General features: G+C 37.1%; 11 protein-coding genes, 2 tRNA genes and 2 rRNA genes. 1 reads left to right on the forward strand and 14 read right to left on the reverse strand.

All coding sequences use genetic code 11. From position 1 onward, the window contains the following. Positions 1-125: 125 nt before the first annotated feature. The 6 genes from HQN62_RS18445 to HQN62_RS18470 all read right to left on the reverse strand — a co-directional run bounded on the left by HQN62_RS18445 (position 126) and on the right by HQN62_RS18470 (position 7,738). Positions 126-3,010, reverse strand: a 23S ribosomal RNA gene (locus HQN62_RS18445). Between the two features lie 126 nt (positions 3,011-3,136). After that, positions 3,137-3,210: transfer RNA gene (locus HQN62_RS18450), tRNA-Ala, on the reverse strand. Positions 3,211-3,304: 94 nt separating this feature from the next. After that, positions 3,305-3,378, reverse strand: a tRNA-Ile gene (locus tag HQN62_RS18455). 147 nt (positions 3,379-3,525) lie between these two features. Beyond that, positions 3,526-5,039, reverse strand: a 16S ribosomal RNA gene (locus HQN62_RS18460). Together the 16S and 23S rRNA genes with 2 tRNA genes alongside form the textbook arrangement of a ribosomal RNA operon. Before the next feature lie 861 nt (positions 5,040-5,900). Beyond that, positions 5,901-7,136, reverse strand: a complete 1,236-nt coding sequence (locus tag HQN62_RS18465; RefSeq protein ID WP_173505435.1) for an ABC transporter permease — start codon at positions 7,134-7,136, stop codon at positions 5,901-5,903. Between the two features lie 107 nt (positions 7,137-7,243). Next, a complete protein-coding gene (locus tag HQN62_RS18470) occupies positions 7,244-7,738 on the reverse strand; it encodes a YkgJ family cysteine cluster protein (RefSeq protein WP_173505436.1) in 495 nt (164 codons plus the stop codon). 74 nt (positions 7,739-7,812) lie between these two features. Here HQN62_RS18470 and HQN62_RS18475 point away from each other — a divergent pair, with 74 nt between their 5' ends. Then, entirely contained in the window at positions 7,813-8,520 is a 708-nt protein-coding gene (locus HQN62_RS18475) for a class I SAM-dependent methyltransferase (RefSeq protein ID WP_173505437.1), read from the forward strand. An 86-nt stretch (positions 8,521-8,606) separates the two neighbouring features. Here the strand turns inward: HQN62_RS18475 and HQN62_RS18480 are convergent, their stop codons facing one another. From HQN62_RS18480 to HQN62_RS18515, 8 genes are all read right to left on the reverse strand, one after another. After that, entirely contained in the window at positions 8,607-9,005 is a 399-nt protein-coding gene (locus HQN62_RS18480; RefSeq protein ID WP_116797055.1) for an energy transducer TonB, read from the reverse strand. Positions 9,006-9,394: 389 nt separating this feature from the next. After that, entirely contained in the window at positions 9,395-10,027 is a 633-nt protein-coding gene (locus tag HQN62_RS18485) for a 7-carboxy-7-deazaguanine synthase QueE (protein ID WP_173505438.1), read from the reverse strand. A 162-nt stretch (positions 10,028-10,189) separates the two neighbouring features. Beyond that, positions 10,190-11,863: a tetratricopeptide repeat protein gene (locus tag HQN62_RS18490; protein ID WP_173505439.1), complete on the reverse strand. Its 1,674-nt coding sequence runs from the start codon at positions 11,861-11,863 to the stop codon at positions 10,190-10,192. Between the two features lie 20 nt (positions 11,864-11,883). After that, positions 11,884-12,807: a PstS family phosphate ABC transporter substrate-binding protein gene (locus HQN62_RS18495; RefSeq protein WP_173505440.1), complete on the reverse strand. Its 924-nt coding sequence runs from the start codon at positions 12,805-12,807 to the stop codon at positions 11,884-11,886. A 232-nt stretch (positions 12,808-13,039) separates the two neighbouring features. After that, positions 13,040-13,837, reverse strand: a complete 798-nt coding sequence (locus HQN62_RS18500) for an energy transducer TonB (RefSeq protein ID WP_116797050.1) — start codon at positions 13,835-13,837, stop codon at positions 13,040-13,042. A gap of 30 nt (positions 13,838-13,867) precedes the next feature. Continuing rightward, the gene (locus HQN62_RS18505) at positions 13,868-14,437 is read right to left on the reverse strand and encodes an ExbD/TolR family protein (RefSeq protein WP_116797049.1); all 570 of its coding nucleotides are present in this window, start codon (positions 14,435-14,437) and stop codon (positions 13,868-13,870) included. Positions 14,438-14,456: 19 nt separating this feature from the next. Next, positions 14,457-15,080: an ExbD/TolR family protein gene (locus HQN62_RS18510; RefSeq protein WP_116797048.1), complete on the reverse strand. Its 624-nt coding sequence runs from the start codon at positions 15,078-15,080 to the stop codon at positions 14,457-14,459. A gap of 42 nt (positions 15,081-15,122) precedes the next feature. Further along, positions 15,123-15,947 (reverse strand): MotA/TolQ/ExbB proton channel family protein, encoded by an 825-nt coding sequence (locus tag HQN62_RS18515; RefSeq protein WP_116797047.1) that lies wholly within the window; start codon positions 15,945-15,947, stop codon positions 15,123-15,125. Positions 15,948-16,204: the final 257 nt, after the last annotated feature.

A 16,204-nucleotide genomic window follows, 5' to 3' on the forward strand; every position in this document is an offset into this window, starting at 1 on the left:
GTTCGGCTTTCGCCTCGGGTGATCATTAACCATTAATAATTAAAATAATATCTTAACATACTGAGATAAAGAACATAAAAAGTATTAGAAAGTTTCTCCCCCCGACTTGCATCGGGGGAAAAGGTGTACATAAGCTTACGGGTTATTAGTACTACTCGACTATGACATTACTGCCTTTACATCTATAGCCTATCAACGTGGTCATCTCCCACGACCCTTAAAAGAAATCTCATCTTGTGGTGGGTTTCGCGCTTATATGCTTTCAGCGCTTATCCCTTCCCAACGTAGCTACTCTGCGGTGCCCCTGGCGGGACAACAGATACACTAGAGGTTAGTCCAATTCGGTCCTCTCGTACTAGAATCAGATCCACTCAAATTTCTTGCGCCCACAGTAGATAGAGACCGAACTGTCTCACGACGTTCTGAACCCAGCTCGCGTGCCACTTTAATGGGCGAACAGCCCAACCCTTGGGACCTTCTCCAGCCCCAGGATGTGACGAGCCGACATCGAGGTGCCAAACCCCCCGTCGATATGAGCTCTTGGGGGAGATCAGCCTGTTATCCCCGGCGTACCTTTTATCCTTTGAGCGATGGCCCTTCCATGCGGAACCACCGGATCACTATGCTCTACTTTCGTACCTGATCGACCTGTATGTCTCTCAGTCAAGCTCCCTTATGCCATTGCACTCTACGCACGGTTACCAAGCGTACTGAGGGAACCTTTAGAAGCCTCCGTTACTCTTTTGGAGGCGACCACCCCAGTCAAACTACCCACCAAGCAATGTCCCCCGAATTTCGGGGTTAGGCCTCAGATAAACAAAGGGTTGTATTTCAACAATGACTCCACAACGCCTGGCGACGCCACTTCACAGTCTCCAACCTATCCTACACATCATTTATCCAAGGTCAATACTAAGCTATAGTAAAGGTGCACAGGGTCTTTTCGTCCCACTGCGGGTAAACGGCATCTTCACCGTTACTACAATTTCACCGAGCTCATGGCTGAGACAGTGTCCAGATCGTTACACCATTCGTGCAGGTCGGAACTTACCCGACAAGGAATTTCGCTACCTTAGGACCGTTATAGTTACGGCCGCCGTTTACTGGGGCTTCAATTCAATGCTTCTCCGAAGATAACATCTCCTCTTAACCTTCCAGCACCGGGCAGGTGTCAGGCCCTATACTTCATCTTACGATTTTGCAGAGCCCTGTGTTTTTGATAAACAGTCGCCTGGACCTCTTCACTGCGGCCTCTGATTACTCAGAGGCGACCCTTCTCCCGAAGTTACGGGTCTATTTTGCCTAATTCCTTAGCCATGAATCTCTCGAGCACCTTAGGATTCTCTCCTCGACTACCTGTGTCGGTTTGCGGTACGGGTACTAATTACCTGAAGTTTAGAGGTTTTTCTTGGAAGCCCTTAGGCGCACTATCTCTTTGTCCGAAGACTCCGAGTACTATCGTATTTCCCCAAGCCGCGTGGATTTGCCTGCGCAGCTTATAGGTAGGTACTTCAACGAACTATTCCGTCAGTTCGCGGCGCTTTCATCACTCCGTCACCCCATCACAGTAATCAGTAGTACGGGAATATTAACCCGTTGTCCATCGACTGTCCCTTTCGGGTTCGCCTTAGGTCCCGACTAACCCACAGCTGATTAGCATAGCTGTGGAAACCTTAGTCTTTCGGTGTGCGGGTTTCTCGCCCGCATTATCGTTACTTATGCCTACATTTTCTTTTCTAACCAGTCCAGCATACCTTACGATACACCTTCAACCCTGTTAGAATGCTCCCCTACCACTTAGAGTAAACTCTAAATCCATAGCTTCGGTAATATGTTTATGCCCGATTATTATCCATGCTCGTCCGCTCGACTAGTGAGCTGTTACGCACTCTTTAAATGAATGGCTGCTTCCAAGCCAACATCCTAGCTGTCTGGGCAGACAAACCTCGTTCTTTCAACTTAACATATATTTGGGGACCTTAGCTGATGGTCTGGGTTCTTTCCCTCTCGGACTTGGACCTTAGCACCCAAGCCCTCACTGCACGGAAACATTATATAGCATTCGGAGTTTGTCAGGAATTGGTAGGCGGTGAAGCCCCCGCATCCAATCAGTAGCTCTACCTCTATATAACTTTGCGCCGTGCGCTGCACCTAAATGCATTTCGGGGAGTACGAGCTATTTCCGAGTTTGATTGGCCTTTCACCCCTACCCACAGGTCATCCGAAGACTTTTCAACGTCAACCGGTTCGGACCTCCACACTGTGTTACCAGCGCTTCATCCTGCCCATGGGTAGATCACACGGTTTCGCGTCTAACACTACTGACTAAAGCGCCCTATTCAGACTCGCTTTCGCTACGGATCCGTGGCTTAACCACTTATCCTTGCCAGCAACGTTAACTCGTAGGCTCATTATGCAAAAGGCACGCCGTCACCCCACAAAAGGGCTCCGACCGCTTGTAAGCGTATGGTTTCAGGATCTATTTCACTCCGTTATTCACGGTTCTTTTCACCTTTCCCTCACGGTACTGGTTCACTATCGGTCTCTCAGGAGTATTTAGCCTTAGCGGATGGTCCCGCCAAATTCAGACAGGGTTTCACGTGCCCCGCCCTACTCAGGATACCACTATCAATATCTTCTATTACTTATACAGGGCTATCACCTTCTTTGGCTCTACTTTCCAGTAGATTCTAATTCTATCCGCATTAAATCTCGTGGTCCTACAACCCCAACATTGCCGTAACAACATTGGTTTGGGCTAATCCGCGTTCGCTCGCCACTACTTACGGAATCACTTTTGTTTTCTTCTCCTCCGCCTACTTAGATGTTTCAGTTCAGCGGGTTTGCCCACCTATCGGTGTACTATGTCTTCAACATAGTGGGTTGCCCCATTCAGGTATTTACGGATCATATCGTGTGTGCCAATCCCCGTAACTTTTCGCAGCTTATCACGCCTTTCATCGCCTCTGAGAGCCAAGGCATCCCCCATACGCCCTTATTTTGCTTATTGTACCAATCGTAAAATCAATTACGACCGTTTTTTTTCGTTTTCTCTAATAAATTAGAAAAAACTGCTTTCTACTTTTTATTATTTCTTATCTCAATATGTCAATGAACTTTTATCCTTTCGGATCTGTGGAGAATAACGGAGTCGAACCGTTGACCTCCTGCGTGCAAGGCAGGCGCTCTAGCCAGCTGAGCTAATCCCCCAATTTTTTGAGTTATTAGTTGTTAGTAATTAGTTATTAGTCTAACTCTTAACTTCTCAACTCTAGAATTTCCTTTTTTTTAAAGGTGAAAATAGTTGTCTCGGACAGACTCGAACTGTCGACCCCTACATTATCAGTGTAGTACTCTAACCAGCTGAGCTACGAGACACTCTTCATTCTTATTTTTGCGCTTTTTTTAATTTTACGCATGTTTTTTAAATTAACAGCAAGAGTAATATAATCTTTGTTTTTGTAACCAATAGTTCTTTTCGTCTTCTTTCCTCAGCGTGTATTGCTACTAACACTAAGGCTCTAGAAAGGAGGTGTTCCAGCCGCACCTTCCGGTACGGCTACCTTGTTACGACTTAGCCCTAGTTACCAGTTTTACCCTAGGCAGCTCCTTGCGGTCACCGACTTCAGGCACCCCCAGCTTCCATGGCTTGACGGGCGGTGTGTACAAGGCCCGGGAACGTATTCACCGGATCATGGCTGATATCCGATTACTAGCGATTCCAGCTTCACGGAGTCGAGTTGCAGACTCCGATCCGAACTGTGACCGGTTTTGTAGATTCGCTCCTGGTCACCCAGTGGCTGCTCTCTGTACCGGCCATTGTAGCACGTGTGTAGCCCAAGGCGTAAGGGCCGTGATGATTTGACGTCATCCCCACCTTCCTCACAGTTTGCACTGGCAGTCTCGTTAGAGTTCCCGACATGACTCGCTGGCAACTAACAACAGGGGTTGCGCTCGTTATAGGACTTAACCTGACACCTCACGGCACGAGCTGACGACAACCATGCAGCACCTTGTAAATTGTCTTGCGAAAGATCTGTTTCCAAACCGGTCAATCTACATTTAAGCCTTGGTAAGGTTCCTCGCGTATCATCGAATTAAACCACATGCTCCACCGCTTGTGCGGGCCCCCGTCAATTCCTTTGAGTTTCATTCTTGCGAACGTACTCCCCAGGTGGGATACTTATCACTTTCGCTTAGCCACTGAGATCGCTCCCAACAGCTAGTATCCATCGTTTACGGCGTGGACTACCAGGGTATCTAATCCTGTTCGCTACCCACGCTTTCGTCCATCAGCGTCAATCCATTAGTAGTAACCTGCCTTCGCAATTGGTATTCCATGTAATCTCTAAGCATTTCACCGCTACACTACATATTCTAGTTACTTCCTAATAATTCAAGTCTGGCAGTATCAATGGCCGTTCCACCGTTGAGCGATGGGCTTTCACCACTGACTTACCAAACCGCCTACGGACCCTTTAAACCCAATGATTCCGGATAACGCTTGGATCCTCCGTATTACCGCGGCTGCTGGCACGGAGTTAGCCGATCCTTATTCTTACGATACCGTCAAGCTCCTTCACGAAGGAGTGTTTCTTCTCGCACAAAAGCAGTTTACAATCCATAGGACCGTCATCCTGCACGCGGCATGGCTGGATCAGGCTTGCGCCCATTGTCCAATATTCCTCACTGCTGCCTCCCGTAGGAGTCTGGTCCGTGTCTCAGTACCAGTGTGGGGGATCTCCCTCTCAGGACCCCTACCCATCGTAGCCTTGGTAAGCCGTTACCTTACCAACTAGCTAATGGGACGCATGCTCATCTTTTACCGTTGTGACTTTAATGTGAAGATGATGCCATTCTCACATACTATGAGGTATTAATCCAAATTTCTCTGGGCTATCCCTCTGTAAAAGGTAGATTGCATACGCGTTACGCACCCGTGCGCCGGTCTCTAGTCCCGAAGAACTATACCCCTCGACTTGCATGTGTTAAGCCTGCCGCTAGCGTTCATCCTGAGCCAGGATCAAACTCTTCATCGTATATTGTTTGCTTAATTGCTTAAGCTATTAATGTTTGACTGAAGTTCTAGTGGTTCTTTATTCAAATCTTCCGATTCTATTACTCTTATTCTTTTGTTCTGATTTTCATCAGAACGGCTGTCAATTCAATATGTCTAGGAACGTGTTCTTCTTGTTCTTTTCGTCTCGTTTAACTCACATTGTGTGTCTCTCGAAGCGGGTGCAAAAGTAGTTATTCTTTTTTAACTGGCAAGTAAATTTTGAAGTTTTTTTGGAAAAATTATTTTTTCGTTTTCTTCTCTTTTTCTCAGCAGTATTTCAAGGAACGTTACGCGTTTTGCGGGCTGCAAAAATAGCTTACGTTTTTAAATCTCACAAGCTTTTTTAAATCTTTTTTGAAAATAAATTTTCGTTTCGATTTCTTCAGGCTTGTCAGGATTTCTAAGAACGTACTCGTTGTTGCGGGTGCAAAAGTAGCTAGTTTATTCGTGTAAACAATGGCTTTTTCAACCTTTTTTCAAAGTATTTTTTAATCCATTGGTATGTTGGTATTTATGAAATGGCTTTTTTGAGGTTTTGACATTTCAGCCCCTTCCCTTTATCCTTTTTTTGAGATTTTATCAGTATTTCTGGGCTTTGGTTGATTTTTTTAATGCCAAATTGAACACTGACGATAGCAATTCGTCTGAGCGATGAGGAGATTTTCGAGGATTTGTTTCCGGATCTTTCTCTCCTATATATAAGGTGTATTTTTTTCGGTTTCTTTCTAATGAAAAACCCAAGCCATAGCCCCGATAGAAGCGAAAATCCTTATAAGCCGGGGTTCGGCTTATAAGATTGTAGCGGATAGCGGGATTAAGCTCCTGAATTATTTAAATAAATTTAATCGAAGCGAATTGCTTTCACAGGGGAAATTTTGGTGATTATATACGATGGAATCAACAATACCAATGCACAAATCGTTACAGTAAGCAGGTTTAGAGCCAATATGTACCCCAGATTAAGATACACAGGTGCTTGATTGACATAATAATTTTCAGGATTGAGCTGTATAATTCCGAAATGCTGCTGAATTAACAGCAAAGAGATTCCAATTAAATTACCCCAAAACAAACCTCTTACTATAAGGTAAAATGCATTGTAAAGGAATATTTTTCTAACAGACCAATTGTTAGCTCCTAGTGCTTTTAGAATTCCGATCATTTGAGTTCGCTCCAGGATGAGTACCAACAAGGCAACAACCATATTTATCGTTGCGACTAGTATCATTACGACTAATATCACAATAATATTGAAATCGAAAAGTTGCAACCACTCGAATATGTAACTGTATTTCTCAATAATTGTTTTGCTATCCAGAGTTGAAGACGTCTTTTTATATACTTGATCCCCGGTTTCTTTTATTTTATTGAAATCCTTTACGAAAACTTCAAAAGCCCCAATTTGATTTGGATTCCATTTATTGATTCGCTGTATGTGTCGAATATCACCTATTATATAGGTAGCATCGAATTGTTGAAATCCTGAATTGAAAATTCCAGCTATTTTGAATCTTCGAACATTCGGCAATTGATTCTGATCTTCTTTTATAAAGAACGTATTGAAAGAGTCTCCTACTTTTAAATTCAGTCGATTGGCTAGAAATTGAGAAATCACTACTTCTTGAGTGATATTCTTAGAAAAATTTGGCAATTTTCCCGAAACGATATACTCTTTTATATTACCCCATTGATAATCATTGCCAACCCCTTTGAAAATTATTCCTTCAAACGCAGTTTCGGTTCTGATTATTCCCGCTTTACTCGCTATTGCCTGAACATGACCTACTCCAGGAACAGAATTGAAATTTGGATAAAAGTCTTGATTTTTTTCAATGGGTAGTAATGTAATCTCGGACTGATTATTATCGTAGTTTGAAATTATGATATGACCGTTGAAAGCGGCTATCTTTTCCCTTATTTTATTTTGCAAACCTATTCCAGTGGCTACTGACACAATCATCATAATCATACCAATTGCAATTGCCGAAATTGCAATGTTTATTATAGGTGCCGATATACTGCTTTTATAATCTTTGGCAGTAATAAGTCTTTTGGCAATAAAATATTCTAAATTCAAATTGATTTATTTTGAGGAACTGAACAAATATACATAAAGTTTCATTTAGCGCTTTGCCAATCGATTTGGTTAACTTCAAATTGGCAATAATATCTGAAAGCAATCCATTAGAGCGGCAATCTTTTTTTTATTTCTTCCACAATATTGAAAGCTGCAGGACAAATTGAAACATTCTTAAGCGTTAAATCAGTAATTTGCTGAAACTTTTTACGATCTGTATGAGGGAATTCTCTACAGGCTTTTGGACGCACATCATATATCATGCATTCATTCTCATTATCTAAGAAAGTACAAGGAACACTTTGCAACACATAATCCTTATCTTCATCAACACGCAAATATTGCTCGATAAACTGTTGTGGTTTTTGCCTTAAAGACTTAGAAATTCGTTCAATATCGGCTAAAGTAAATAATGGCCCGGTAGTTTTACAACAATTGGCACATTTTAAACAATCGGTTTTTTTGAATTCGTCATCGTGAATGTCCTGCATTACGTAGTCCAAATTCTTGGGCGTTTTCTTTTTTAGCTTATCAAAATACTTTTTGTTTTCGATATGCTTATCTTTGGCTAGTTTTCCTAATTCGTTTAAAGCTGGTTTCAAATTTGAAATTTGTTGATGATTTCGCAAAAGTACTAAACTTTAAACTCGGAAATTTAAACTTGAAACTAAATTTTATGAAAGACCTTTTCGGAAAAGCCATACTTGACTATCAAACTAACAACCAGCCCGAGGATTTAATTACAGAAACATCTATTTCTGAAGAAGACGAAATGAGTGTCGCCTACCTTTTTAGAAATTATGATGAAATGCCAAGCATTGAACAAAAAGCATTACAACTGGCAAAAGGAAAAATACTCGATGTGGGATGCGGAGCCGGAAGTCATAGCTTGACTTTACAAAATGACAGGAATCTCGATGTGACTTCTATAGACATTTCAGAGAATGCAATTCAAGCCTGCAAACTTCGCGGATTGAAGAATGCAAGAGTCCAAGACATAATGACATTGGAAAACGAAAAATTCGATACCATTTTATTACTAATGAATGGCACAGGAATCTTTGGGAAACTAAAAGAAACTCCCGTTTTTTTGCAAAAATTAAAAAGTCTTTTAAATCCTAGCGGGCAAATCCTCATCGATTCTTCAGACATCATATATATGTTTGACGAAGATGAAGACGGAGGCAAATGGATTCCATCAGAAAATGAATATTACGGGGAAACTATCTTTAATATTACGTACAAAGGCGAAAAAGAAGTTCCTTTAGATTGGCTCTTCTTAGATTACAACACCCTTCAAAATGCGGCATTCGCCAATGGGCTTCAGTGCGAATTAGTTCTAGAGGGGGAACATTATGATTATTTAGCCCGCCTTTCAATCTAAATCAAAAATAGCAATTGAAAAAAAAACCAAATGCTTAAAAACATTTGGTTTTTGAAAAAATAATTATTCTTTATGCTTTATCCCTTTTATCCTTGACTAGCAATTTTTATAGGCAACTCATACAAAACCCGAACTTTTTTACCTCTAGTCTCACCTGATGTCCATCGAGGAGATGAAGAAATTACTCGCTTAGCTTCAGCTCCAGTTCCTTCGCCAAGATCTTTTACAACTTTCACATTAGTAATAGATCCATCAATTTCTATAATGAAAGCAATTTTTAAAGTACCACCGTTTCCTTCGTAATCTGGTATTTTAAAATTTTTGCCAATAAAATTCAGCAACTCATTATTTCCACCAGGAAATTCTGGTCTAACCTCTACTTCGTCATAATTATAGGGAGCATCATCAATAATAGTAGCTGTTGCTTGAGCTGAGGCAAAACTCACAATAAACAACGCAATTAGCGAAAGTAAAATTCTTTTCATGTGGTATTTTTTATTTATGAATGTTTACAAAAAACAAATCATAGTAGGTTTTAGTAAATATATAAAAAAATACGCTTATAAAAACCAAATACACAAAAATATATGATCAAAATTATCATATAATCACGAATAAAATCCAACTTACTGCATCAGAGTAAGTTATTTATTTCTTTGATAAAATCAGAATAAAATATTTATAAGAAAAATTAGCTGCAGTTATAAGTAGCTACAGGCCAAGTATTAAGTATTTTTTTACATCATCTAAAAAAAAATGTCGCAAATAAATCTCCCTATCTATATTATGATCTAAAAAACGAAAACCTATTACTAATATTCGTGAAAATTGGATAAAATAAAGACAGCTTGAAAATTGAAAATCTCAATTTAATTTATGGAATATTCAAATATTTATGAGTTTGAAGTGAAACACGCCATTTTGGATTGTTCATAACGTATTCAACTATTAAGGGAGTCATTTCTTCCTTTTTACTCCATTCCGGCTGGAGAAAAAGAATAGCTTTTGAATTCACTTTTTCAGCTTGTTCTTCTGCAAAAATAAAATCATGCTTATTGTAAATGATAACTTTAAGTTCATCTGCATTATCATAAACTGTTTGGGTTGGTAATTTATTTTTCTTTGGTGAAAGACAAATCCAATCCCAAGTTCCACTTAAAGGATATGCTCCTGAAGTTTCTATATGAACTTTTAAATTATTATGCTTCAACATTTGCGTCAAAGGAGCCATATCCCACATTAAAGGTTCACCTCCTGTAATAACAATCGTATCTGCATGCTTGGCAGCATTATCAACTATTAAATCAATTTTAGTAGGAGGGTGCAATTCTGCATTCCAACTCTCCTTAACATCGCACCAATGACAACCAACATCACATCCCCCAACTCTAATAAAATATGCAGCAGTACCTGTATGGAAACCTTCCCCTTGAATTGTATAAAATTCTTCCATAAGAGGAAGCATGGTTCCTTTATTGACTTCTAATTGAACTTCTTTAGATAACATTATATAAATTTAAGCTACAAAGATAAGCAATTAAAAGAAATCTCAAGAAAGGACGACATATAAGAGCTTTGTGTTTTATCCTAAAAATATCAAAACAAATCCGCTAAAACAAAAAAAAGACAATCATTTCTGATTGTCTTTCTTAAATATTTGAAAAAATCTTTATTTTAAAGACTTCAATGAATCAAGCGCATATTGATTAGCCGGATCCAAAGCTAAAGTTTTATTGAAATACTCGATTGCTTTAGCTTTATCAGTATTTGCATAACTAGCAGCAGAAGTATTATAACTTTCAATTATTTTTTTAACAGTTGCAGGTTTTGCCAATTCTTCAGGTCCTTTCTCTGTAACCACATTTACATAATCATTATAGTATTTAATTGTCATTTCATCGTTCTCCAATAAACTATTCGTTCTTGCTCTATACAAATAAGCGTCCTGTGTTTTTGGTGATGCTTCAATAACAGCGCCGTAAGCCATATCAGCTCTTTGTAAAGCTATTGGATCTGGTTTTACAATATCCTTTCTTGTATTGTCAAAATACAAGCTATTTCCTAAATAAAAATTATCCAAAACATAGTTTTTAGACTCTTTATTAGCTACAGCTATTTCATAAATGGCAGCGGCTTGTTTGAATAACTTTAACTCATACAATTTTTTTCCAACATCACTGATATTTAATGATAATCCATTAGCATCCATTTCAGACGCTTTTTTAACATCTAGAATTGCATTATCAAACAAAGCATTATCAATAGCTTTACCATCTTCTCCAACGGCCTTTTTTATTTTAGCAAACCCCAATGTTTGATAATCCATAGCAATAATTTTATTCGCAGGATTAGCGATAAAACCTTCTAAAGATTTGATAGCAACATCATAATTACCATTCTGATAAGCTGAAATTCCTAAATAACGAAGAATTCTTGGATTCACTTTATCCAATTCAATCATCTTATTAGCCTCAGTTTCCAAAGCTTTATACTCGCCCGCAAGAACTAAAAAATCGGCATGACGCATTCTTGAGTTAAGAGAATAGTCAGTTAAAGACAAGTATTTTTCATAATTCACTAAAGCTTTATCCACATAAACTCTATATTTAGAAGGTTCGTTTCTTCCCCATAAATAATAAGTTTCAGCCAATTCACGATAAACTGGTCCATAATTTGGATTAATAGCGATTACTTCATCAAAAGCTTTTATCGCTTCTGTATATGCTTTAGCTCCTTTCAACAATACACCCAATTGCATTTTAGCTCTAATCAAAGTATTGTCAATCGTATAAGCGTTTCGGTAAGCCGAATACGCTTCATTTTGGTTTTTATCACCAAAATATGCATTCCCTAGTGCCAAATTCAATTGAGCATCCTGAGGGTTTATCAATTTCGCTTTGTTTAAAACTTCAATCGCTTTTTTATAATCTGGTTTTAAAGAATATGTATAAGCTCTACCTATAAATAAATACTCTTCAATATCCTTCTTTTTCAAATCTTTAGTAGCTAAAGCAAATTTTTCTTCAGCGGCAGCAGTATTCCCATTATCAAGGTCAATTAAACCAAAACCAATGTTATTCAATTTTGCTCCTTCAGTACCAGCTAATCCTTTTTGATAATATATTTTAGCAGAATCAATATTATTTTGCAACATATAAACATTCCCTAAATAAAATGCAGCCGTACCATTGGCTGGTTTTGCATTTATTATAGATTTTAAAATTGTTTTTGCACTTTCAAATTGTTCAGCATCAATTGCTTTTTTTGCTTGATTAAGGTCTTGCGCTCGGCTTGTTGCCACGATAGCCAATAAAGCAATACTTAAAACTTTAACTTTGTTCATCTTCATTAAATTAATTTATTTTATTTCTTTTCATTATTAGATTGACCACGTATTATATTTAATTTTCTAGTGGGTATTTGATAAGGCAGTAAACCAGATTTTAAAACAATTCTTTGTCCGATATCGCCAGCAACAAAAGATGCAAATCCCATACCTAAACCATCATATCCCTGACAATTTACAACATACAAGTCTCTTAATAAAGGATAAGTTCCTTCGGCAAAATTATTTTGTGAAGGCGAATAATAACCTTCCTTATTTAAACCTTTGACACTTAACACATTTATATTATTTATAATAGAATTCATTGAAGGATTAGGTTGCGACAACCAATTTACTCCAACTACACCAATCATTCCATCATTTTCCGAAACAAATTTTAAAACTTCATTATTAGTCTTAAAAGTGTAAACATCTTTATCTGCCAACCCACTCAAATCAGCCAAATTATTCATATAACTTACGGTACTTGAATTGGGATTATCAAAAACTAAACCTTTAATTTTTGAGCTTCTCTCTCCTTTCATAAAACCGATTACATCTTTCAAAGCAATCAAAGTATCTTTACTCGATTTATTAGCAACAAAAGCGACACCATCTATCGCAAATTTAGTTATTTTAGGAACTATTTTCCTTTGTTCGAAAATATTTAACTCTTTTTTAGTCAAATTTCTTGCAATCACGACAATTTTGGCCTTTTTATTAAACAGAGAGTTTAAAACCTCTGATTCGGATTTAGAAATTAAAGTAAATTTGGCGTCATACTGACTTTCGAAAACCATGGTTTCGTCTTCCACAATAGGGGCAATAGTTTCATCCACATAGATTTCCGCTTTCCCTTTTAAGATTGTTTCTTTGTTTACATCCTCATTTTCATTTTTTTTACAATTAAAAAAAATGAAAACAACAGACACTAAAATTAAATAAACTTTAAATCTAGACATACCTATTCCTTGTTAGCATTATAGACGCGGAAAAAACGAATAATAGAATATCCCATTAATACAACGCCAAGAGCAATTCTATATTGCATTTGCATATTAAAAGGAAATTTTTTCCAAAAGATAACCATTAGACCCAAAAAAAAATAAGCCAAAAAAACCAAAATGGTTATAATAAGAAGAAATCGCTCAATAAGCGATTTCTTCTTCAAATTATTAAATATATTTTTTAACATTATTCTGCTGATTGAATAGTAATAGGAAGAGAATACAGTACTCTCACTTTTTTACCATTTTGCTCACCTGGAAGCCATTTCGGACATTTACTTAAAACTCTAATTGCCTCTTTTCCAGTACCATAACCGATATCTCTAACAACTTTTATATCTGTTAATGATCCATCTTTCTCAACAACGAAAGTCACATAAACTTTTCCTTTAAGACCTTCCTCTTCGGGAGCTTGATAGTTTTTACCAACAAATTGATAAAACTTTTCAATTCCACCTGGAAATTCAGGTTTTTGTTCAATCCCAGCTAAAGAGTGTACACTAGTATCTTCCTCAATAACTTCTACCACAGGTCCATTTCCAACTTCCTCTACAGTAAGTGGAGCATCTGGATCTCCTTTGATTGTTTCAGCACCAGTTTTTTTGTCTTTGATATCTTCCATTTTTGGTGGATCTTCAGTAACATCTTCAGCCTTAGCAACAACAGGTTTCACGAACTTAACCTGATCTTGTTTAGGTGGTGGTGGTGGTGGTGGTGCAAGATCTTTTACATCTTCAACTTTCTTCTTAGGAGGTAACTTAACGGCAGTTATCTTGATATCGGTATCCATTTCATCACCTCCTTTTGGCAAGTAACTCGCAATAAGCGGAGCACTAACTGCTAGGCTAAAAAGAACACTACCAATGATAAGCGCTCGCATAGAAGTCTTGCGATTCGATTTTCTAAGTACGTAAGCTCCGTAAAGCTTATTACGCCCTTCAAAAACGATTTCTATCCATTGATTTTTAATTAAATCTAATTTCATTTTTTATAATTATTAGGTTATTAGTAAAAATTATTTTTTTACTTCTAACAATTTTTGTTCTTCTGGTGTAAATTCATTAACTATTGCATAAGAGCCAGTCTTATTCACCCCAACAATTGCCATTTCATCCAAAACATCAACCAAATTACGATATGTTGATTTTTTACTTGGTTTGATAATTACAATAATTCCATCATTTGGTTTTCCTTTAGCAGTTGAATATTGCTTTACTGTTTCCATTCTAGCAATCAATTCTTTACGAATACCTTCTTTACCATAAGAATAATCTTTTGGTGCCGCAAGAGGTTTTTCCAACATCCCCATATAACGTACCAATTTACCATTTTCACCAAGCAATAATGTCATAGTACGATTCTCATCTACTTTAATATTAGTCTGAGGAGTATCATCTTTTTCTTTATCTGGTAACGTCAAATCCATTGATTGAGGTTTAGACAACGTAGTGGTAAGCATAAAGAACGTGATTAATAAGAAAGCCAAATCCACCATGGCAGTTAAATCTACCTTTGAGTTTTGTTTTTTACTTCTTACTTTGCCACCTTTTCCGCCTCCACCGTCGCCGGTATTTAATTCAGCCATTTTAGTGTGTCTTTTTTAATTAAAAATTCTTTCCTCTTAAACCTGTAACCAAATTAAAGCTATTGACCTTTTGATCTTGCAAAATATCCATTACTTGTTTGATTGCAGGATATTGCTCCTTAGCATCACCTTTTATTGCAAAATTCAATTCCTTGTCATTAACCTCAATATTTGCTTTTCGCGAATACAATACCCAGTCTTTCAATTGATTATCCAAAGAATCTTTAGGTATTCCAGGCTGCCCCGCTTTACTTCTATCAGCTGCTTTCATATTCAAAATTGTTTTTAAATTTTGAATTGGCACACCAAAACTTTCCATTAATCCAAACTCCTCTGACTCTTTTTCAGTAAAAGAAACATTATATTTATCAGCCATAAATTCAAGTGCTTTTTTACGAACATCTTTTCCTTTTAGGTCAAAAAATACAGCAGTTTTCCCATTAGCCTTACCAATTGTCAAAGTAGACAAATTATCAGCAGGCAATTTTGTTTGCACAGTAGACTGTGGAGTATCAACTGGTAATACTTCAGGTGTTTTAGCAGTGGCAGTCAAAATAAAGAACGTAAGCAAAAGAAACGCAACATCACACATCGCCGTCATATCGGTAGATGTGGACTTTTTTTTCATTTTTATTTTAGCCATTATTTATGTCTATTATTTTGATAAAAAATTATCAAAAATTAATTATTGTTTTAAACTACCTCTGAAATGTCTGTAAGTATTTACAATTGTAGTTCCAGCCTCATCAATAGAATAAGTCAAATCATCAATTTTTGAAGTAAAGAAGTTGTAAGCAACAATCGCCGTGATTGAAGTAGAGATCCCTGTAGCTGTGTTAATCAAAGCCTCAGAAATACCAACCGCAAGTGCAGCTTGATCAGGAGTTCCAGCAGTTGCCAAAGCTCCAAACGCTTTAATCATACCAGATACTGTTCCTAATAATCCTCCAAGTGTACCTAAAGAAACCAAAGAAGAAATAATAGTCATGTTTTTTTCTAACATTGGCATTTCAAGAGAAGTAACCTCTTCAATTTCTTTGTGAATTACTTCAGAAGCTTCTTCACTATTGAATCCTTCTTTTTTAACATCTTGGTATTTAACTAACGCAGATTTAATTGCATTTGCAACAGAACCTTGTTGTTTATCACATGTAGCAATAGCTCCATCAATATCTCCAGATTTGATACTTACTTGAACTGTTTGCATAAATTTATCTAAATTCCCTTTACCAGCAGCTTTTGCGATAACAAAAAATCTTTCAAGAGAAAACACAATAACCATTAATAACATACCTAATAATACCGGTACTATAAATCCTCCTTTATAAACTTGACCTAATGTATTTAATGGATGTCCTTTTTCAATATCTCCCCCTTCAAAATTCGAAGGATCTCCCATCACTTGAGACCAAACTAACCAACCTACAAATACACATAATGCAATAATAATCCCTGAAACCATTCCTCCTCCGTTTGAAGTGCTTTCTTTTTTAACTTTAACGTTTGCCATTTTTTTAAATTTTAAATATTTATTTTAGTTTTAATAAACTTGTATAGGAGCAAATTTAATTTTTTAGTTGAAATAAAAAAACTTTTTTTTAAGTAATCTTACAATTTATTTTATTCTTAAAACAGAACTATAACGTTTTTTAAGAATAATTGAAGATTTTATATAACAATTTATTCTAAAAAATTCTAAAAAAAAACGTTTTTAAGCATTCTGAATATTTTTATTCAAAAAAAGGCCTAAATCAAAAAAACAAATAA

Source organism: Flavobacterium sp. M31R6, assembly GCF_013284035.1.
Lineage (GTDB): Bacteria > Bacteroidota > Bacteroidia > Flavobacteriales > Flavobacteriaceae > Flavobacterium.